Genomic DNA, 19955 nt, shown 5'->3' with positions numbered 1-19955 from the left:
ATCAGAGCTGGCTGAGCTTGGCCAGCATCTGGTCGGAGGTCTGGATGGCTTTGGAATTCATCTCGTAGGCGCGCTGGGTCTGGATCATGGTGACCAGTTCTTCCACCACATTCACGTTCGATGCTTCCAGAAAACCCTGGCGGATGTAGCCCAATCCGTTGGAGCCTGGTGTTCCCTGCTGGGGCTGGCCCGAGGCGGCCGATTCCTTGAAAAGGTTCTGCCCGATGGGCTCCAGGCCCGCTGAATTGATAAAGCTGGACATCGCCAGGTTTCCCAGCGGCTGGGGTGCTGGGTTGTTGCCCACGATGGCCGATACCGCGCCTTCCGTGCTGATGCTTACGCTGGTGGCGCCCGTCGGAATCGTGATGCCGTTGGCCACGGGCAGGCCGCTGGAGGTGACCAGGCGGCCTTGGGCATCGACCTGGAAGGAGCCGTCGCGTGTGTAGCCGATGCTGCCGTCGGGCATGGTGACCTCGAAGAAGCCGTTGCCGTTGATGGCGACGTCCAGGTTGTTCTTGGTCTCCTGGAGCGAGCCTTGCGTGAAATTACGGCTGGTCGCGACCGTGCGCACACCCAGGCCCAGGTGCAGGCCGGTGGGCAGCTGGTTTTGCTCGGTGGTGTTGGAGCCGACCTGGCGCAGGTTCTGGTAAATCAGGTCTTCGAACACGGCGTTGTTGCGCTTGAAGCCGGTGGTCGATACGTTGGCCAGGTTGTGCGAGATGACGTCGAGCTGTGTCTGCTGGGCAGACATGCCGGTCTTGGCGATCCAAAGGGAGTTGATCATGGTGGATTACCTCGGTCGTATCAATGTTTCAGTGCCTGTGGGACTGGCGTGGCCAAAGTCGCTCGGGGCGCTGTCGTTTGCCTCTTCAGCCGTTCATGCCCAGCAGCTGGCTGGCGGATTTATCGTTGGTTTCGGCGGTTTGCAACAGGCGCATCTGCTGCTCGAACTGGCGTGACGCGGCAATCATGCCGACCATGCATTCGACCGGGTTCACGTTGGAGCCTTCAATGGCGCCGCTGAGCATGCGTGCGTTGGCATCGCTGGGAATCGGGTCGCCCGATGCTGCGCGGAACAGCCCGTCGTCGCCGCGTTTGAGGGGGTCTTCCAGCGTGGGAGTGGCCAGCTTGAGACGCCCGACAGCGGCTGCCGGCTGCCCCGCCGATTTGGCCGTTACGGTGCCGTCAGAACCCAGCGAAACCTCTGCGCCCGGTGGAATGTCGATGGGCGCACCACCATCGGAGAGCACGGGCAAGCCGGTGGACGTGAGCAACTGCCCTGCAGCAGAAACTTCGAAACCGCCGTTGCGGGTGTAGGCCTCGGTACCGTCGACGCCCTGTACGGCAAACCAGGCGTTGCCCACGGCCATGGCATCGAGGTTGCGCCCCGTGCGCTGTACCGGACCAGCGGTGTCCCGGTGGCCCGAGGTGGCTTCCAGCGCGAAGACGCGCGTGGATGCCCCATCGCCCTGCAGGGGTACGGAGCGAAAGGTCGACATCTCGGCACGAAAGCCGTTGGTCGAGATGTTGGCCAGGTTGTTGGACAGCACCGCCTGCCGGTGTGCGGCAGCGTTGGCGCCGGTCATGGAGGTGTAGATGATGCGGTCCATGGTGACTCCGTTGTCTCAGGCGGGCGCGTTAGCGCAGGTTGACCAGGGTGGACATCACCTGGTCCTGGGTTTTGATGGTTTGCGCGTTGGCCTGGTAGGTGCGCTGCGCCGTCATCATGTTGACCAGCTCGGCGGTCAGATCGACGTTTGAGTCTTCCAGTGCGCCCGAGCGCAGCGCGCCAAAGTTGCCGTCCGTGGGGGTGCCGATGACCGACGCGCCGGATTCAAATGTTTCGACCCAGGCGTTGTCGCCAACGGCAAGAAGGCCTTGCGGGTTGCGAAAATTGGCCAGGGCAACCTGGCCTTCTGCGCGCGTCACGCCGTTGGAGTAACGGGCCATGACCATGCCGCTGGCTTCCACGTTGATGCCCGTCAGCGTTCCCGAGGCATAGCCGTCCTGGCTCAGGTCGGAGACAGAAAACTTGCTGCCGAACTGGGTCACGCCATCGAGGCTGATCTCCACATCAAAGGGCGGGAGATTGTTGGGGTTGGGCGGACTGGGATTGATGCCCGTCAGAGGCAGGATGAATCCTGTGGCGGGGGGCGTGGCGGCCGGGCCGGTGATGGCGCCGTTGTTGTCGAACGTGATCTGGCCAATCACAACGCCCACCACGGGTGGTGTGGCCGAGGGGTCGTCCAGCGTGTCGTACACGTCCCAGGTGTTGGCGGTGGCGGTTTTCTGGAAATAAAGGTTCACCGGCTTGGCAACGCCCTGGCTGTCGTAGACGTTGATGGAAGTGCCGTAAGTGGCGCGGGGTGTGGGGGCTACGGGCGGTACAGCGGCCGGGTCTCCAGCAGCATCCTTGGCGCGGGCGTCGAGGTTGAACTCGGCGACGATCTTGGTGGTCTGCTTTGCCGGAATGGGCGCGCCCGTGGGAAAGCTGAGTGGCGAGGGGTCGCTGGCGGTTCGCAGGCCCGTGATCGGATCAATTGGAAAGCCCATGACCTTGGCGCCATTGTTGGTCACCAGGTTGCCTATCTTGTCGAGCTTGAAGTTGCCGGCCCTTGTGTAGGCGGAAGAACCGTCAGGCTGCTGCAGCTTGAAAAAACCGCTGCCGTTGATGGCCACGTCCAGCGTATTGCCGGTGATGGTGATGTTGCCCTGGCCGAACTGCTGCGCCACGGCCGACACTTCCACCCCGATGCCGGCATTGCTGCCGCCGGCAGCGCCGATGGCCGAGGCCACCATTTCTGCAAATTCGGCGCGCGATGCCTTGAACCCTACCGTGTTGGTGTTGGCGATGTTGTGGCCGATCACGTCCAGGTTCTTGCTGGCAGCGTTCAGGCCCGAGAGACCTTGTTGAAAACCCATGGTGTGCTCCTGAAAATGTGACGTGAGGGTGGTTAGAGAATGGCCTTGATGGCGTTGTAATTGGTGCTGCCACCGCGCGAGAGTTGCAGGGACAGCGTGCCGTTGTCCAGGCTGACCGCAGTCACCTGATCGACCGAGAGTGCGGTGGCATCGACAGCCGTCTTGCCGTTGGCGGCGAGCACCTTGAAATGCAGCGGGCTGGTGCCGGTGTATGTCGAGGCATCCCATTCGAAGTTGTAGCGGCCTTCCTTGAGAGCGCCCAGTTCCACGGTGCCCACCAGCTTTTCATTGGCGTCGAGCACCTGCACAGACACGCTGGCGGCAGAACCTGCCAGGTCGAACGCGCCGCCGCCTACGTGGTTGGTGGTGTCCATGGCGAGGGTGTTGTCTGCGATCAGCACGTTGCGACCGACCATGGCGCTGCCCTGCATGAGTTGCTGGGCTGCGAACTGGCCTGCCAGGCCCTTGACGGTCTCGTTCAACTGCTGGATACCGGTGACGGTATTGATCTGCGCGATCTGCGATGTCATCTGGGCGTTGTCCAGCGGGTTCATCGGGTCCTGGTTGTTCAGCTGGGCTACGAGCAGCTTGAGAAAGCGGTCCTGGGCCGCCGCCGGGTCGGAGGCTGCGTCGGCTTTGGTCGTGCTCGTGCTGGTAGTTGCTGAAGTGGCGGCGGTGGCGCTGGTGATCATGGGGAAACTCCTGCAGGCTTACTGGCCCATTTGCAAAGTCTTGAGCAGCAGCGTTTTGGCTGTGTTCATGACTTCAATGTTGTTCTGGTAGGACCGCGAGGCAGAAATCATGTTCACCATTTCCTCCACCGCGTTGACATTGGAATGCGTCACATAGCCCTCGGCATCCGCGGACGGATGGCTGGGGTCGTGCACGCGGCGGCCTGGTACTTCGCTTTCCTTGACGGCGCTCACGCGCACGCCCGCAGCGTTGTCGGGCCCCATGGGCGTGGTCTGAAAAACCAGTTGCCGTGCCTTGTAAGCCTGACCGTCGGGGCCGGCCACAGCGTCCACGTTGGCCAGGTTGCTGGCCACGGTGTTCAGGCGCTGGGATTGCGCACTCACGGCGCTTCCCGAGACATTGAAGATGGAGAACATTGACATGGCAGTACCCGCTTCTCAAAGAATGTCACTGGCCTTGAATGGCGCTCAGCATGGTCTTGGCCTGGCCGTTGAGGAAGCGCAGTGTGGCTTCGTAGCGCACTGCGTTGTCCGTGAAGTTGGCACGTTCGCGATCCATGTCCACGGTGTTTTTGTCCAGAGACGGTTGTGTCTGCACGGTGTAGCCCAGCTTGTTATCGGTGCTGCTGCTGCTGCCGGGCAGGGTGGACGACAAGGGTATGTGACGTGGGCTGGTGGCGCCTGTCTGGGGATTGGCTGCACCAGGCGACTGGCTGCCCGCTGCATTCGCTTCGCGCAGTGCGTCGGTGAAATGCATGTCGCGGCCGACATAGCCGGGGGTGTCAGCGTTGGCGATGTTGCTGGCAATGATGCGCTGACGCTCGCCACGCAGGATCAGTGCGTTGCTGTGGAAATTCAGCTGGTTGGTCATCTTGTCAAGCATGGGGCGCCTCACACCGTAAGTTGCAGTAACGCCAGGGCCCTGAATGGACTGCTGGCGTGGGCTGATTATGGAAACGCCACGTTTTTTCTAAAGGGGGAAGAACGGAGGAATTGGTGTGCAGTTCGGTGTTTCCCCGGGCGGTGTGCCGCCTATAGTTCAATGGCTTGTGGCTTGCTTGCGGGCACCGAATTTCCAGGAGGCCTCCCATGACATACCGATTTGCCTATTTACTGCGCGCCGTAGGGGCGGCTGTCTTGTGTGTGGCTGCGAGTGCTGCTCAAGCGCAGGTGAACCTGGAGCAGATGACCCAGCAATGGCTGGATGAGGCCCTGGCGCGCAACATGCCTGCGCAATCGCCCTTGCGCATGGAGGTGAGCGTGGGTGCGTTGGACGAGCGCCTGCGTCTAGCGCCATGTACCCGTGTGGAGCCCTACCTGCCCGCAGGTGCCCGTCTGTGGGGGCGCACCCGTTTGGGTTTGCGGTGCCAAGACGCTGCAGTGCGCTGGAATGTGTTTCTCCCCGTGACGATCAAAGCTTACGGCCCTGCCTGGGTTCTGACGGGTGATGTCACCATGGGCTCAGTGCTCACTGCGGCCGACGCGACCGAGACCGAAGTGGATTGGGCGGCGGAAAATGCCTCCATCGTTGCCGAGCCCAGCTTATGGGTTGGACAGGTCGCTGCGCGCCACCTGAAGGCAGGCCAAGCCCTGCGTCAGCCAATGTTGCGTGCGCCCCAAATCTTCCAGGCGGGTGCTCTGGTGAGGGTGGTGGCCCAAGGACGGGGCTATGCCATCAGTGCGGGAGGGCAGGCAATGACGGCCGGAGCCGCAGGCCAAACTGTGCGCATTAGAATGGATAATGGGAAGATAGTGACCGGCATTGTGAATGATGACGGGACGATAGGCGTCCAGCTTTAGGTTGTTTTTGCGATTTACCGCTAAAGTCTGCGCACGACAGGTCGAAAACATTGCTACCTGGTCCCATATTTCAAGGGGCAGCGGAGAGAGCGATGAAAATAGGACAAAAACCGGAACTGCCGGGCGCACTAGCGCAGGCAGCGCCTGCCAAGCAGCAGGCAAAAGCGGCCGCACAGGCCGCAGGAGGGTTGGCTGCAAGCGCTTCGTCCGCTGTGGCCGCCGCCGGTGTGCCGGTAACCTTTTCATCGGCAACCAAGTCGCTCGATCAAGCCAGTCGCAATCAGGGCGATTTTGACGCGGGTAAGGTCAAAGCCGTACGCTCTGCCATCGAGAGTGGCTCCTTCAAGGTGAATGCCGAAGTCGTGGCAGACAAAATGCTGGCGAATTCCCAGGAATTCTTTTCCCGCGCAAAGGGCTGATGGTCTAGCATTCTGAGTCGCGCCTGAATCGATCACTTTTTACTCGAAAGACCGTTAAAGGCGCGCGCACACCATGCTTCTTGTCCAGGCTTTGGAGGCCGTTGAGGAACAACTGACTCAGGCATCGGCTGCACTCAAGTCGACAGATGCATTGGCACTGGAGAAATTCAGCAGCTCGCTACGGCAGGCTGCTGTTGATTTTTCCAATGCCATGGAGCGTGTGCAAGGTGAAATGCCTGCTGAACTGGTTCCCAGAATCCGCCAGGTAAGTGCCGAGTTGGCATTGCAGAGAGACCAACTGGCCCGCGTGGCCGCCCTGGTAGAAAAACAGCTTGCGGTGGTTTTGCCCCCTGTCGACAATGCGTCGACCTACGGTAGCCCAGGTCGGGGCGGCTCTTCAGGTGCGCGTATTTACCGGTCTGCCGGGTGATTGTGCCGCCCTGCTGGTAGAGATACTGGGACGCAAGATCAGTGGCTGCGCATTTTTGCGCGTAATCGGGCAATCGACTGGCTGTGCAACTGGCAAACCCGTGATTCGGTCACACCCAGCACAGCCGCAATTTCCTTGAGATTCATGTCGTGTTCGTAGTACATGCCCATGATGTACTGTTCGCGCTCGGGCAATGATTGAATGGCAGTGACCAGTGAGGAGCGCAGGCGCTGGTTACGCAGCATGGCCATGGGGTCGCCTGCGGGATCTGCGGCATCGTGGTGTTCCAGGAACCCGTCGTCATCTTCGCTGTGCGACATGTCTTCCAGATACACCAGTTGGGTGCCGCGCACCTTGCTCAGCAGGCTTTGGTAGTCGACCAGTGCCATATCCAGTTCGGCAGCGATTTCAGACTCCAGCGGGCTGCGCCCCAGCTTTTGCTCCAGGCGGCGCAGGGCTTTTTCAATATCTTTTTGGCTTTTGCGCGAGCTGCGCGACATCCAGTCGCTCTCACGCAATTCATCGAGCATGGCGCCGCGGATGCGCTGTGTGGCAAAAGTTTCGAACTGCACACCTTGTGCCACCTCATAGCGTGTGAGTGCCTCAGACAATCCGATCATTCCTACCTGGATCAGATCGTCCAGCTCTACATTGGCAGGGAGCTTGGCAATCATATGGTGCGCCAATCGACGAACCAGCGGAAGGTACTGGCGAATCATCGCGTCGCGATCGAGATGGCCCTTGGCGGTGTATGTCACTTCAATGGCTTTGAACAATGGGCGAGGAAAAACCTGCCGCAGCGGCAGATGGTAGCGCAGTTCCCAAGCCCGAGGCACTGATGGTGCTCGCGTTTTCCAGCAGTTGCAAGGCCAGCCGCTGTAGATCCTGGGCGCTATTGGTTTGGATGAGTGACGTTCGTATCTTTTGGCCCAGGTGGCGTGCAGCAGTGTCGCGCAGCGAAAGCAGCGCTTGGCGGGTCAGTGCATGCTGTCCTGGTTGCTCTGGGGGAGTGACGCAGGCCACCGTGCCTGTCAGGCCCGCGTGCAATGCCAGGTGTTTGAGTTGGCGATAGCTGTCCACGGAACCTTTTTTCCCAGGGGACATGAGTAGCAGAGGGGAGACCATGGTTCCCTCAAGCAGCGGTGATGCCAGCAGCCCCACGGGGGCATGGATAACGACCAGCGCATAACGCCGGAACAGCGGGTGCAAAGCCTGTAGCGGGTGCTGATGTTGCGGAGGCGGGTTCGCCAGGCTTTGTAGCCCGAGCATGGAAGGCAGCACGGCCAGCGACGAGGCATTGCGTTGGCGGGCGGGAGGCATGCTTTCGCTCCAGGGTGCATTCGCCAGCAGATCGATCAGCCCGGGGCTGTCTTCGTTTTCCCGGGCCGTGCCGTCCAGCACCACCACCGGATAGCCCAGCCGCTGTAAATGCAGGCAGACTTGCCAGAGAATCTCCAGTCCATGCGTCTCCGTTTGCGGGCTGGCTACTGCGATCAGCCGCAATTCATCCTGTGGCGCATGGCTGTACAGGCTGGCACCTTGGTGAAAGCCAACGTCAAGCATCGACCAACCCCTTTTCGTATGAACTCTCTGGAGAATGTGAGAAGAAGAAGTTCAAATCCGTAGCTTTCGGGTCGAACGCCGAGCGCACCGACGCACGCATGGATGCGCTGACCAGCTTGTGTGCATCAGCAGCTTCCCAGTCTTCTGGAACGCGCTGGCCGTTGGTCACGCCGCGCAGCATCATCTGGTGGCGGATCAATGCATCAATGGCGGGGCCCAATTTCACGGTTTCGTCCACTTTGGACAGGATGGCCTGCTGTGATCCATCGGTCTTGAAGGCGCCCAGCGTGTCGTCGAGTGTGTCGCCATGCGAGCCCGCGTTGAGCACCAGCAGGCGGTTAACCTGGGGCAGGTTCAATACTTCCAGCATGTCGCGCTTGCGCGGGTCTCGTGGCGCTACACCGGTGGTGTCGATCAGCACCATTTTTTTGCCACTGAGGAGTCCGAGAAGATCTTGCAGCGCAGCACGGTCATGGGCCAGGTGGGCGACGATGCCGAGCATGCGGCCATAGCTGCGCAGCTGATCGTGCGCACCCACGCGGTAGGTATCCAGCGTGATCAATCCCACACTGCCGGGGCCGTGGATGCGGGCACACATGGCTGCAAGCTTGGCCGTGGTGGTGGTTTTTCCCACGCCAGTGGAGCCCACCAGCGCGAAGATGCCCCCTTCTTCGTAGAGGGGGGGCATGCCTGCGTCGGTTCTGAGGTTGCGTTCCAGCACCTCCATCAGCCAACGCACTGATTCGGCGGCATCCATTTCTTCGGGCATGCGCTCCAGAATGGCGCGCGCCAGAGATGGCGAGTAGCCTGCGCGGATCATTTTGAGCATGAGGTTCGATTGAATCGGGTTTTGCCGTGCCTGGCCCAGCCAGGACAGCGTATTGAAACGGTCCTCGATCAGATCTTTCATGGACTGCAGCTCATGCATGAGCCCCTGGGAATCCATGGACGGAGCCATGAAAGGCGCCACACTGTTTTCGCGCCGGGCCGTGCGTGGCGTGGTCTCTTGGGGAGGGTGGATTGGTCGCAGGGGGTTGTGCCGCACCACTGGCGCGGGAGTAGGGCGCTCACGGAGTGTTTCGGGTTCGCGCTCTGCCAGAGCTGTCGCCAAGGGGTTTGCTTCTTGCAGGGCCTCATGGCGGCGACGCAGCATGCGTTCGCGCACATAGTCCTGGAACGAGAGCGTACTCATCGCCAACTGCTCGGTATCCTCTTTGACCGGATTTCGAGTTTCCAGGGCTGCACGTTCCTGCAGTGAGCGCCGTGCAGGGGGCATTGCCTCGGGCCGGTGTTCGATTTGCAGGCTTTCCTTGCCTTGATCAATGTTGCCCAACGTGTCTTCGGCTGTGGCAACCACCTCGACGCCGTTGGCGGTGGGCCGGTTGGACAGGATCAGCGTGCCATCGCCAAAAGCCATGCGGGCTTTCGCCAGAGCTTCACGGGACGTGGCAGCGTGGAAGCGTTTGATGTTCATGCCGATGCTCCTTTGAGGATGGGGCCAATGCGGATGGTGTGGGTCTCAGGAATCTCGCTGTGTGCGAGCACCTGTAGGCGAGGCGCTACACGGCGCACCAGGCGGGAGATGGCGCCGCGGATCTGGTCAGGCACCAGCAGGCAGGCGGGAAGCCCCATCTCCTCCTGCTTGAGTGCCACTTCAGCGGCTTTTTGGGTCAGAATGTCGGCCACGCCAGGGTCAAGTGCAGGGCCTGCGGCATTGCCCAGGGCCTGCACCAACAGACGTTCCAGGCCAGGTTCAATGGCAATGACATTGAGTTCACGGGTGGGGCCATAGATCTGCTGCACGATGGCTGGTGACAGGGCGATGCGCACGCGCCGTGCCAGTTCTACCGGGTCGGTGATGCTGCCAGCAAACTCGGCCAGGGTTTCGATGATGGTGCGAATGTCGCGGATATGCACGGATTCCTCCAGCAGCAACTGCAGCACCTTCTGGAACGTTGCGATCGAAACCATTTTTGGAACTACTTCTTCAATGAGTCGGGGGGCCAGCTTGGCCACATGCTCCACCAGCTGTTGTGTTTCTGTGCGGCTGAGGAGCTTTGCGGCTTGAACTTGCATCAAGTGTGACAAATGCGTCGCCATCACGGTTTCCGAATCAACCACGGTAAAACCAGCCATTTGCGCCGCTTCTTTCTGGCGTTCATCAATCCAGTGCGCGGGGAGCCCAAAGGCAGGGTCAGTGGTGGGTGTACCGATCAGGGGGGTGGTGATGCCGCCAGGATTGATGGCCAGGTGCATGCCGGGGAATGCCTCGCCCTCACCCACGACCACGCCACGCAGGGTGATGCGGTAGCCGCTGGGCTTGAGTTCCAGGTTGTCGCGCACATGCACGGGGGGCGGCAGGAATCCAACCTCTTGGGCAAACTTGCGCCGTACTCCCTTGATGCGCGTGAGCAAGTCGCCCTGGCGCGTCTTGTCCACAAGCGCAATCAGGCGATAGCCCAGCTCGAGGCCCAGCAAGTCCACCGGTTGCAGGTCATCCCAGGTGGCTTCGCCATCGCCCGCAGGGGCGGGTGGGGCCTCGACAGGAGGAGGCGTCTTTGCCTTCTGTAGCAGTGACCATGCCAGGTAGCCCAGCAGCGATCCGATGGCGAGAAATACCACATGCGGCATGCCGGGGATGAGGCCCAGGAAAATCAGAATTCCTGCAGTGACGCCGAGTACGCGGGGCGACGTGAACAGCTGGTGCACGATCTGATGCCCCATATCCGTGTCCTTGCCAACGCGCGAAATCACCATGGCTGCGGCCACCGAGATCAGCAGGCCCGGAATCTGTGCCACCAGCGCGTCACCGACGGCCATCAGGATATAGGTGTCGGCAGCCTTGCTTGCCGAGAGCCCGTGCTGCAGCATGCCGATGGCAAAGCCGCCCACGATGTTGATCAGCAGGATCAGGATACCGGCGACGGCATCTCCGCGGACAAATTTCGAGGCGCCGTCCATGGAGCCGAAAAAATTGGCTTCTTCGCCCACCTCTGCGCGCCGTCTTTTGGCTTCGGCCTCATCGATCAAACCTGCATTCAGATCGGCATCCACCGCCATCTGTTTGCCGGGCATGGCATCCAGGGTGAAGCGTGCGGAGACCTCGGCGATACGCTCGGCCCCCTTGGTGATCACGATGAAGTTGATGACCACCAGGATGGCGAACACGATCAGACCCACGGCAAAGTTGCCGCCAATCAGAAAATGCCCAAAGGCCTCGATCACGGCTCCCGCAGCGCCGGGGCCGGTGTGGCCTTCCAGAAGCACCACGCGGGTGGAAGCCACGTTCAGCGACAAGCGCATCAAAGTGGTCAGCAACAGGACGGACGGGAATGCCGCAAAGTCCAGCGGCTTGAGCATGTAGGCCGCCACCATCATCACCATCAGAGCCACCGCAATGTTGATGGTGAAAAAAGTATCCAGTAACCAGGGGGGGATGGGCAGCACCATCAGTGCCAGGATGGCAACCACCAGCAAAGGAGCCGACAAGCCTTGGGCTGCCGCTGCATTGGCTCCAGCCCACTGCCGGGCTGAATTCATGGAAATGTTCATGGTTGTTTGCCTTTGCGGGGAATTTTCTGCAGCGGATCGAGTTCAGGCGGGATGTAAGGATCCGGCTGGTCATCAGGCATGCGGCCCTCACCGCGCAGGGCTGCCTTGAGGCGATAGACATAGGCCAGCACCTGTGCCACGGCGGTGTATAGCGTGGCCGGGATGGGCTGGTCCAGGTCGGCGTGGGCGTATAAGGCCCGTGCCAGCATGGGAGACTGGAGCACCGGTACGGCATGGGCCTTGGCGAGATCGCGAATCTTCATGGCGATCAGGTCGGTTCCCTTGGAGATGACCTGGGGTGCACTCATGGTGTCGTCGTAACGCAGCGCAACGGCATAGTGCGTAGGATTCATCACGACGAAATCCGCCTTGGGTACGGCACTGACACTGGCGCCGTCGGCGATCTCTCGCTGGCGCTGGCGCATGCGGCCTTTGATTTGCGGGTTGCCGTCCGACTCCTTGTGTTCCTGCTTGACTTCCTGGTGCGACATCTTCAGGCGGCTCTTGAAGAAGAACGCCTGTAGCGGGACGTCGACGATCGCGGCGAGGAACACCACCAGTAGCAGCAAACCGATGCCTGTGGTCAGCCAGTCGGCCGCATGGCGAATGGCGATAGGCGAGGGTTGCAGTACCAGCATGGCGACCTGGTCAATGCTGCTGCCCAGGTACTTCCAGGCGACAGCCGCGAGGATGCTCGTCATGAGCACCATCTTGGCCACGTTGGTCATTTGCTGCTTCGAAAACAGGTTGGCAGCCCCGGAAATAGGATTGAGGCGGTTGAATTGCGGCGTGATGGGCTTAAGGCTGAAAATCCAGCCCCCTGCTCCAACCGCACTGATCAAAGCCGCAGCACTGGTCATGATGGCAAAGGCCGCGCTGGCGAGAATGCCTACAAATGCCATGCCCTGCAGCCGTGTGAGCATGTAGGCTGGGGTGTGCACTGTGGTGGCGTCGAACACCAATTGCTGCCCCATGGCGCGTAGCAGTTGGTCAAACAAGGGTTGTGCAAACACCAGCATGCCCGCCGCACCCGTGCCCAGGATGGCCAGGTGCGACAGGTCGCGTGAACGTGCTCCCTGGCCGTCCGTGCGGGCCTTTTGGAGCTTGCGCTCGGTGGCGGGTAAGTTGCGGTCTTGACTGGATTCCATGATGGCATGACGCGGGTGTCATGCCATTGTCGTGAGGGGGGGCGGAATCTAAAGCCCGATAAGCGGGCGCAGTCTGCGCTTATTCAGCCATGGTGGCACTGCAGGCTTTGCCGCAAGAGCCACCATGGCCCGTGTTCAGAAACCCAGGCTGGCGAGCAGGTCGTCCACCTGGGACTGGTCTGTGACCACGTCGGTACTTTTTCCAGGATCGACCACCGGGCCGGACAGCGGTGCGTGGGTGGTCTCGATGGTCGGCGGCGGCACTGCATTGGGGGGTGCAGTTTGTATGACCAGTTGAACGAGCTGCTGCTCGATGGTTGCTGCCAGGGCTACCACGCGGGCAATCACCTGCCCGGTCAGATCGTGGAAATCCTGGGCCATCATGATTTCCGTGAGATGTTCATCGGAAATCTTGGTGATGTGCTCCACATCGGTCAAGAAATTCATGATCTCGCCCTTGGCCACTGCGGCCACCGGATCCTTGACCATGGACGCAATGGTCTGCCGCGACTGTTCGGCCAGAAAATCGTTTTGGGTTTTTGCCTGCTCGACGCGGGTCAGTACCTTTTCAGCGGCTTCACCCGTGAGGCGGGCAATGTAGGACAAGCGGCTTTGCGCGTCGGGCAGCTCGCCCATCGTGCCACGCAATTGATCGGCATAGCCCAGCTCCTTCAGCGCATCATGGAGCTGGCGGGTCAATGCACCGATCTTGAGGTGAACATCGCCATCCGGCGCGGGCGGACTCTTTGAAAGGTGGTTGTCGGAATCCATGGCGCCTACAACCCTGCTTTCTTGATGATGAGAGTCACCTTTTCTTCCAGCGTCGCTTTGGTGAAGGGTTTGACGATGTAGCCTGCGGCGCCGCCCTGGGCTGCGGCAACGATGTCTTCCTTGCGTGCTTCGGCTGTCACCATGAGAACAGGCAGGTGCTTGAGCTTTTCGTCAGCCTTGATCTCGCCCAGAAGCTGGAATCCGTTCATGTTCGGCATGTTGATGTCAGTGACGACGAAATCAAACTTGCTGTTGCGCAATTTGTTCAAGGCAGCGACGCCGTCTTCAGCCTCGTCGGCCTCGGTAAACCCGCTTTCCTTGAGCAGGTTACGAACAATGCGCCGCATCGTGGAGAAGTCGTCAACGATCAGGAAGCGAAGGGCAGTGGCCACGTGGGACCCTTTCGGTCGGAAATTACAGTGTTGATTGTCAAGGATGTGAGCGAAGGTGACAAGTTGTTACCTTGCTTCGCCATCCGGGGGCATTTCGTTTTTTTCTTCCAGCAATTGTGCCGCAGGCAGGCCGGGAATGTTTTTTCCCAACAATCGTTCCTGTGCTTCGCGGGTAAGTACTGTGATGGTGATGCGTCGATTGGCGGGTGCGCGCGGGTTTTCGGTGTCGAGCAGGTCACTGGCAGCAAGCCCCACTACGCGCGCTAACTTGGCGTCGGGCATGCCGGCCGCCACCAGTTCACGGCGCGAGGCATTGGCGCGGTCGGCTGAGAGCTCCCAGTTGCTGTAGCCGCGCTCGCTGTTGCCGTAAGGGACAGCATCTGTGTGTCCCGACAGGCTGATGCTGTTTTCAACCCCGGCAAGGGCCGTGCCAATACCGCGCAGAATGTCACGCATATAGGGTTTGACCAGTGCGCTGCCGCTGTCGAACATGGGGCGGTTTTGCTCGTCCACGATCTGGATCTGCAGGCCATCGGGCGTCACATCCATCCGTATCTGTGAGCGGTATTCGTTGAGTATCGGACTGGCGGTGATGATGGCGTCAATCTTGGCCTGCAGCGCCTTGATGCGCTCTGCGTCCTGGCGCGCAATATCGGCACGCATTTGCTCTGCCGACATGCGGCGTTGTTTTTTCGTGTCGGCGTCAGAGCGGCGCACCTGTCCATGCACCTTGCTCAGGTCGTTGCCGCCGCCGGGGATGACGCTGGAGCTGTTGCCCGCGCCATCGCCACCCACCATAGCCACCTTCAGAGGTGCATTGAAGTAATCCGCAATACCTTGCAGTTCTCCCTTGGCGGTGGAGCCCAGCAGCCACATCAGCAGAAAAAAGGCCATCATGGCCGTCACGAAGTCGGCGTAAGCGATCTTCCAGGCACCGCCATGCACGGCATGGCCGCCTTTCTTGATGCGCTTAATGATGATGGGCTGGAGTTTCTTTTCTGCCATTGCGGCGCGTGCCTATTTTTTGCCCTTCACATGGCTCTCCAGCTCGGTGAAACTGGGGCGATCGCCTGAGAAAAGCACTTTACGGCCGAATTCAATCGCCGTGGCAGGGTTGTAGCCCTGCATGCTGGCCAGCAAGGTGGATTTGATGCACTGCAATTCTTTGGCTGCATCCTCGGTCTTTTGCTCGACCAAGCCGCCTAAAGGTTCCACTACGCCATAGGCCAGCAAAATACCCAGGAAGGTACCCACCAGAGCCGAGCCAATCATGCCGCCCAGCACCGATGGTGGCTGCCCCACGGAGCCCATGGTGTTGACCACCCCCAGCACGGCGGCAATGATGCCGAAGGCGGGCAGGGCACCGGCCAGGCGCGCCAGTGCTGCGACCGGAGCGTGGGCCTCTTGGTGGTGCGTTTCGATCTCGCTGTCCATCAAGGCTTCAATTTCGTGTGAATTGAGATTGCCCGACACCATCATGCGCAAATAGTCGGTGGTGAATTCAATCACGTGGTGATCTGATCCTACGGTGGGGTATTTTTTGAAAATCTCGGACTCGTGCGGCGCCTCGACATCCTTTTCTATGGCCATCAGCCCTTCTTTGCGCGCCTTCTGCAAGATTTCATAAAGCATGGCCATAAGCTCCATGTACCGCGCTTTGGTGTACTTGGAGCTTTTGAGGGCCATAGGAATGGCTGCCATGGTGGCTTTGAGAACCTTGGGCTGGTTGTTGACCACGAAAGCGCCGAGGGCGCCCCCCAGAATGGTGACCGTCTCGAACGGTAGCGCCTTCAGGATCACGGCAATGTTGCCGCCGTGAAGGATGTACATCCCAAAGATGCAGCCGAAGGCGACGACGTAACCAATGATGACAAACATGGGGTTATTTTTACAGAGAGAGGAATGACGTTAAGCCAAAACAAACCTAAATATGTATGCCTTCTACCGCGAACGGATGAACAGCTTAAATGTATCGGATCGTTTGTGGGTGATTCTGCGGTTTTGGTTAAGCGGTTTCAAAATGCTGGGTAAAGACAACTCATATCCGAGACTTCGACGAAGTGTGTGCAGCTATTCTCGGGGCTCATCGTACGTTTTACGGGTGTCCGGCGACACCGATACCGCAAAAGGCTCCCTCCATGCTTGAGGAAAATCATCTTCCCGCCCCTGCATCCAAAGCTCCATTGGACCGGTGGCTTGCCGATGCAATGCAGTGCCATGCTCGGTGGCAGTTTGACGAGGCCCGTTCGCTGTACGAAGCCGTCCTTCAAGAGGAGCCCGGTCATCCCGACGCTAATCACAACCTCGGTGTGCTGCTGGCGGTGCAGTTGCTTCGCCCCAAGGAGGCGTTGCCCTATTTCGAAGCGGCGCTCAGTACCGCTTCCAAGCAACCGCAGTTTTGGTATAGCTACATCGATGCGCTCACCAAAGCAGAGTCATTCGACATGGCGCAACAGGTGCTGCCTTTAGCGCAGATCTATGGTCTGGACGATGCCCGCTACGAGCAACTCGCGCGCGACCTTGCGCAGGCGCGAAGCGGTGAGCAGGTGGTTTCGCCGGTAGTTGCATCGCCTGTTGCAGGCGTGCCAGTGCGTTTGGGGGTGCGCAAGGCGCCCACTGCACTGCATCGGCAATCTGATCCGCCCTCGCGAGAGCTTCAGCCGGTCATTGATCTGTTCAATCGAAAAGACTATGCAGCGGGCGTGAAGCTTGCCAAACGCCTTTCACACCGTTTTCCAGCGTCGGGCGCTGTGTGGAAGTTGTTGGGAGCGATGGAGCAGCAGCTGGGCCGCTTGCCAGAGGCTTTGGTGGCTAAGCGACGGGCTGCCCAATTGCTGCCGGGGGATGCCGAGGCACATTGCAATCTCGCCAATACATTGGTGGCTCATGGATTTTTCGACGAAGCGCGGGCTTCTTTCGAGCAATCTCTGCAGCTCGATGATGGCTATGCCGAGGCGCATTTCAATTTTGCCAATGCCTTGGTCGAAATGCACCAGTGGCCCGAAGCCGAAGCCGAGTATCGCCGAGCCTGCGAGTTGGCTCCCGGGTGGGCTGATGCGCACAGCAATCTGGGTTTTTTGCTGAAGAAACAAGAAAGACTCGCCGAGTCGGCCGAGAGCTACTTGCAAGCGCTTGCCGCCGCACCAGGCGATCCTGTGGTTCTTCAGAATCTGGGTATTGTCAGGAGCGCGCAGGGTTTGACGGTAGAGGCACTGCAATGCTTCAAGGCAGCGGTTACCAGCTCGCCCGCGTCAGCGGATCTGCAAGGGGCCTATGGTGAGATGCTGCATGCCATGGGGTGGCTGTCTGCCGCGGAAACCGCATTCCGCCGCGCACTGCAATTGCAGGCTGACCACCCCACGGCGCTGCGCCGCCTGGGGCACCTGCTGCAGCACCAGGGGCGTCTCAAAGAAGCCGAAACCTGCCTGCGGCGTTGTCATGCGCTACAGCCGGACGACGTGGTGATCCTCTTCGAAGTGGGAACCAACCTGTCGGAGCAAAAGCGCTGGGACGAGGCGCTGCAGGTCTTTCGTGAGGCCATCGCTCTCAAACCCGATTTCGCTGAAGCGCACATCAACCTCAGCAAGGCGTTGTATGAGCGCGGCGACCTGACGAGCGCGGCGCGCGAGGTGCAGGCCAGTCTGAGCGTCCTGCCCGACGTCGCGCAGTTGCACAGCAACCTGGGCGTCATCAACACCATGCAAGGCCGGGTGGATGAAGCCCTGGGCAACTTCAGGCGGGCGCTAGAGCTGAATCCCGATTTCGACTTTGCGCGTAGCTGCATGCTGTATGCACTGAGCCACAGTACCGATGTGGACCTGGAGGCGCTGACACGCGAGCACCTGCTTTTTGGTGAGAGGATCTCGCAGCGGGTGGGTAACCGTGTGTGTACGGCTCATAGCAATGACCGCAATCCCGAACGGGCATTGCGTATTGGTTTTGTGTCGGCGGATTTTCGGCAGCATGCGGTTGCCAAGTTCTTCATTCCCTTCATGGAGGCTTTCGGGAAGCGCCCGGAATTCATCTGCCATGCGTACTACAACCATGCGGCACGCGATATGGACACGGAGGCCATCGAGCGCCATTTTGCGGTCTGGCACCCTGTTGTGGGCCTGTCGGATGAGAGCTTGGTAGCGCAGATCCAAGAAGACGCCATTGACATCCTGATCGACCTGAGCGGGCATACGGCGGGCAATCGTCTTGCCATGTTCGGGCACAAGCCCGCGCCGGTGCAAGTGACCTGGGGCGGCTACCCTGGCACCACGGGCGTGCGGAGCATTGATTACCGCCTGGTAGAGCATGCTTACATGGATCCGGAGACGTTCAGGCGCCAGTTCGTCGAGCACATGGCCGAGCTGCCCGCCGTGTCGGCGTTTCATGGTCTGGAGGCCATGCCTGATGTGAACGACGCCCCTGTGTTGCGCAACGGCTATCTGACCTTCGGGTCGTTCAACCGCCTGAGCAAGATCAATCGCGAGGTGATCGCGGCCTGGTGCTGCGTGCTGCGGGCGCAGCCGGAGTCGAAATTGTTGATGGCTGGCATGACGGGTGCAGGATGTCCTCCCCAGATGCTGGAATGGTTTGTGCAGGAGGGCATCGGAGCCGACAGACTGTCCTTTCATCCGCGCACCAGCTTCTACAACTACTTGAACTTGCACCGCGAGGTGGATATCTGCCTCGACACTTTTCCTTACACGGGCGGCACAACCACCAACCATGCGCTGTGGATGGGAGTGCCTACGCTGACCGTGGCGGGCGACACCTACCCCAGCCGCCAGTCGGCCATGTTCCTGCGCCGAGTGGGGCTAGAGTGTGGAGTTGTTTCCACCAGCGTGGACGGGATGCTCGAGCAAAGCCAACAATGGGCGCAGCATGCCGACCAGTTGCAGGAAATACGCAGCCGCCTGCGCGGGTATTTGCTGCAAACGCATGCAACACACCTGGATGTTGTCGTCGCCGGCTTGTCGCAGGCATTGCGCGTGATGTGGCGGCGCTGGTGCGCCGGGCAGGCAACCGAGCGCCTGCGTGTGGAGTACGAAGACATTGGCATCGAGCGACTGCCGCCCCTGATGGAGAAACAAGCATGAACACCGGTATCCCGCCAGCCGCGCCCATGGTATATGTCACCCAGCCCAGCCTGCCGCCGCTGGAGGAATTTCTGCCCTACTTGGAGCAGATTTGGAGCAGCCGCAAGCTGGCGAACAATGGCCCGTTCCACCAGCAGCTTGAAAGTGCTTTGTGCGAGTACTTGGGCGTACCCTACATCTCGCTGTTCACCAACGGCACCATTGCCCTGGTGACGGCGCTGCAGGCGCTGCGCATCACGGGTGAGGTGATCACCACGCCATATTCCTTCGTCGCAACGGCGCACTCGCTGCTGTGGAACGGCATCAAACCGGTGTTTGCTGATATCCACCCCGGCACGCTTAACCTTGACCCCGCCAAGATCGAGGCGGCCATCACTCCGCAGACCACGGCCATCATGCCTGTGCACTGCTACGGCCACCCCTGCGACGTGGACCGCATCGAGGCGATCGCCGACAACTACGGGCTCAAGGTGATCTACGACGCGGCCCATGCTTTTGGCGTGCAGTGGCAGGGGCACAGCGTGCTGGCCCACGGTGATCTGTCAGTGCTGAGCTTTCATGCAACCAAAGTGTTCAACACCTTCGAGGGGGGCGCCATCATCTCGCCCGATGCCAAGACCAAGCGGCGCATCGACCATCTCAAGAACTTCGGCTTCGTCGATGAGGAGACCGTCGTCGCCCCCGGCATCAACGGCAAGATGAGCGAGTTCAACGCGGCACTGGGGCTGGTGCAGTTGCGCCACATCGATGTGGCGCTGCAAAAGCGCCAGGCCATCGACTCGCGCTACCGCGAAGGCCTCGCGCAGGTGCAGGGCGTGCGCTGCCTGGCCGATGCTGGCGAGACGCGGGCCAACTTCGCCTATTTCCCCATCCTCATCGAACCAGTCTACCCGCTGGCGCGTGACCACCTGTACCAGATGCTCAAGGAGCGCGGCATTTACGCGCGGCGCTACTTTCATCCGCTCATCAGCGAATTCCCCATGTACAAGGCGCTCCCCTCGGCCAACGCCGAAAATCTGCCCGTGGCACGACAGGCCGCCGCCCAGGTGTTGTGCTTGCCGATCTATCCGGATCTGGAGATGGACGTGGTGGACAAGGTGATCGGCTTGATCAGCCGTCCTTGGTAGGGGATGATTCGAAAACAATAGCTACATGCGCTTGATGGGAGAGCGTTAGAGG

General features: G+C 60.3%; 20 protein-coding genes. 5 read left to right on the top strand and 15 right to left on the bottom strand.

From position 1 onward, the window contains the following. Nucleotide 1: 1 nt before the first annotated feature. The 6 genes from flgG to flgB form a co-directional block, all read right to left on the bottom strand. A complete protein-coding gene (flgG, locus tag C8D04_RS11225; protein ID WP_116004925.1) occupies nucleotides 2–784 on the bottom strand; it encodes a flagellar basal-body rod protein FlgG in 783 nt (260 codons plus the stop codon). An 85-nt stretch (nucleotides 785–869) separates the two neighbouring features. Further along, a complete protein-coding gene (gene flgF / locus C8D04_RS11220) occupies nucleotides 870–1610 on the bottom strand; it encodes a flagellar basal-body rod protein FlgF (protein WP_116004924.1) in 741 nt (246 codons plus the stop codon). A gap of 28 nt (nucleotides 1611–1638) precedes the next feature. After that, nucleotides 1639–2922: a flagellar hook protein FlgE gene (flgE, locus tag C8D04_RS11215; RefSeq protein ID WP_116004923.1), complete on the bottom strand. Its 1284-nt coding sequence runs from the start codon at nucleotides 2920–2922 to the stop codon at nucleotides 1639–1641. 32 nt (nucleotides 2923–2954) lie between these two features. Continuing rightward, nucleotides 2955–3614 carry a flagellar hook capping FlgD N-terminal domain-containing protein gene (locus C8D04_RS11210; RefSeq protein ID WP_116004922.1) on the bottom strand — a complete coding sequence of 220 codons (660 nt, stop codon included), beginning with the start codon at nucleotides 3612–3614 and terminating at the stop codon, nucleotides 2955–2957. 18 nt (nucleotides 3615–3632) lie between these two features. Then, nucleotides 3633–4037: a flagellar basal body rod protein FlgC gene (gene flgC / locus C8D04_RS11205; protein ID WP_116004921.1), complete on the bottom strand. Its 405-nt coding sequence runs from the start codon at nucleotides 4035–4037 to the stop codon at nucleotides 3633–3635. Between the two features lie 25 nt (nucleotides 4038–4062). Further along, a complete protein-coding gene (flgB, locus tag C8D04_RS11200) occupies nucleotides 4063–4497 on the bottom strand; it encodes a flagellar basal body rod protein FlgB (protein ID WP_116004920.1) in 435 nt (144 codons plus the stop codon). 206 nt (nucleotides 4498–4703) lie between these two features. Here flgB and flgA point away from each other — a divergent pair, with 206 nt between their 5' ends. The 3 genes from flgA (at nucleotide 4704) to C8D04_RS11185 (ending at nucleotide 6263) form a co-directional block, all read left to right on the top strand. Beyond that, nucleotides 4704–5414, top strand: coding sequence for a flagellar basal body P-ring formation chaperone FlgA (flgA, locus tag C8D04_RS11195; protein ID WP_116004919.1), 711 nt, complete (start codon nucleotides 4704–4706; stop codon nucleotides 5412–5414). Nucleotides 5415–5506: 92 nt separating this feature from the next. Then, nucleotides 5507–5833 (top strand): flagellar biosynthesis anti-sigma factor FlgM, encoded by a 327-nt coding sequence (gene flgM, locus C8D04_RS11190; protein WP_116004918.1) that lies wholly within the window; start codon nucleotides 5507–5509, stop codon nucleotides 5831–5833. Nucleotides 5834–5906: 73 nt separating this feature from the next. Continuing rightward, nucleotides 5907–6263, top strand: a complete 357-nt coding sequence (locus C8D04_RS11185; RefSeq protein ID WP_116004917.1) for a hypothetical protein — start codon at nucleotides 5907–5909, stop codon at nucleotides 6261–6263. Between the two features lie 38 nt (nucleotides 6264–6301). Here the strand turns inward: C8D04_RS11185 and C8D04_RS11180 are convergent, their stop codons facing one another. The 9 genes from C8D04_RS11180 to motA form a co-directional block, all read right to left on the bottom strand. Then, the gene (locus C8D04_RS11180; protein WP_255415513.1) at nucleotides 6302–7021 is read right to left on the bottom strand and encodes an RNA polymerase sigma factor FliA; all 720 of its coding nucleotides are present in this window, start codon (nucleotides 7019–7021) and stop codon (nucleotides 6302–6304) included. A gap of 1 nt (nucleotide 7022) precedes the next feature. Further along, a complete protein-coding gene (locus C8D04_RS11175; RefSeq protein ID WP_116004916.1) occupies nucleotides 7023–7826 on the bottom strand; it encodes a hypothetical protein in 804 nt (267 codons plus the stop codon). After that, nucleotides 7819–9300: a flagellar biosynthesis protein FlhF gene (gene flhF / locus C8D04_RS11170; RefSeq protein ID WP_116004915.1), complete on the bottom strand. Its 1482-nt coding sequence runs from the start codon at nucleotides 9298–9300 to the stop codon at nucleotides 7819–7821. The genes C8D04_RS11175 and flhF overlap by 8 nt, the downstream gene beginning before the upstream one ends. After that, the gene (flhA, locus tag C8D04_RS11165; RefSeq protein ID WP_116004914.1) at nucleotides 9297–11378 is read right to left on the bottom strand and encodes a flagellar biosynthesis protein FlhA; all 2082 of its coding nucleotides are present in this window, start codon (nucleotides 11376–11378) and stop codon (nucleotides 9297–9299) included. The genes flhF and flhA overlap by 4 nt, the downstream gene beginning before the upstream one ends. Further along, complete coding sequence (locus tag C8D04_RS11160; RefSeq protein ID WP_116004913.1) at nucleotides 11375–12526, bottom strand: EscU/YscU/HrcU family type III secretion system export apparatus switch protein; 1152 nt, start codon at nucleotides 12524–12526, stop codon at nucleotides 11375–11377. The genes flhA and C8D04_RS11160 overlap by 4 nt, the downstream gene beginning before the upstream one ends. Nucleotides 12527–12661: 135 nt before the next feature. After that, nucleotides 12662–13297, bottom strand: a complete 636-nt coding sequence (locus tag C8D04_RS11155) for a protein phosphatase CheZ (RefSeq protein WP_116004912.1) — start codon at nucleotides 13295–13297, stop codon at nucleotides 12662–12664. Between the two features lie 5 nt (nucleotides 13298–13302). Next, complete coding sequence (gene cheY / locus C8D04_RS11150) at nucleotides 13303–13689, bottom strand: chemotaxis response regulator CheY (protein ID WP_116004911.1); 387 nt, start codon at nucleotides 13687–13689, stop codon at nucleotides 13303–13305. 66 nt (nucleotides 13690–13755) lie between these two features. Further along, on the bottom strand, nucleotides 13756–14694 hold the full coding sequence (gene motB / locus C8D04_RS11145; RefSeq protein WP_116004910.1) for a flagellar motor protein MotB: 939 nt from the start codon (nucleotides 14692–14694) through the stop codon (nucleotides 13756–13758). Nucleotides 14695–14706: 12 nt separating this feature from the next. Continuing rightward, nucleotides 14707–15567 carry a flagellar motor stator protein MotA gene (gene motA / locus C8D04_RS11140; RefSeq protein ID WP_116004909.1) on the bottom strand — a complete coding sequence of 287 codons (861 nt, stop codon included), beginning with the start codon at nucleotides 15565–15567 and terminating at the stop codon, nucleotides 14707–14709. A gap of 260 nt (nucleotides 15568–15827) precedes the next feature. Here motA and C8D04_RS11135 point away from each other — a divergent pair, with 260 nt between their 5' ends. Beyond that, the gene (locus C8D04_RS11135; RefSeq protein WP_116004908.1) at nucleotides 15828–18776 is read left to right on the top strand and encodes a tetratricopeptide repeat protein; all 2949 of its coding nucleotides are present in this window, start codon (nucleotides 15828–15830) and stop codon (nucleotides 18774–18776) included. Further along, nucleotides 18773–19903 carry a DegT/DnrJ/EryC1/StrS family aminotransferase gene (locus tag C8D04_RS11130; RefSeq protein ID WP_116004907.1) on the top strand — a complete coding sequence of 377 codons (1131 nt, stop codon included), beginning with the start codon at nucleotides 18773–18775 and terminating at the stop codon, nucleotides 19901–19903. The genes C8D04_RS11135 and C8D04_RS11130 overlap by 4 nt, the downstream gene beginning before the upstream one ends. The last annotated feature ends 52 nt before the right edge of the window (nucleotides 19904–19955 follow it).

It is taken from the genome of Simplicispira sp. 125, from assembly GCF_003096555.1.
GTDB lineage: Bacteria > Pseudomonadota > Gammaproteobacteria > Burkholderiales > Burkholderiaceae_C > Simplicispira.
This window is presented reverse-complemented; position numbering and strand designations above follow the sequence as displayed.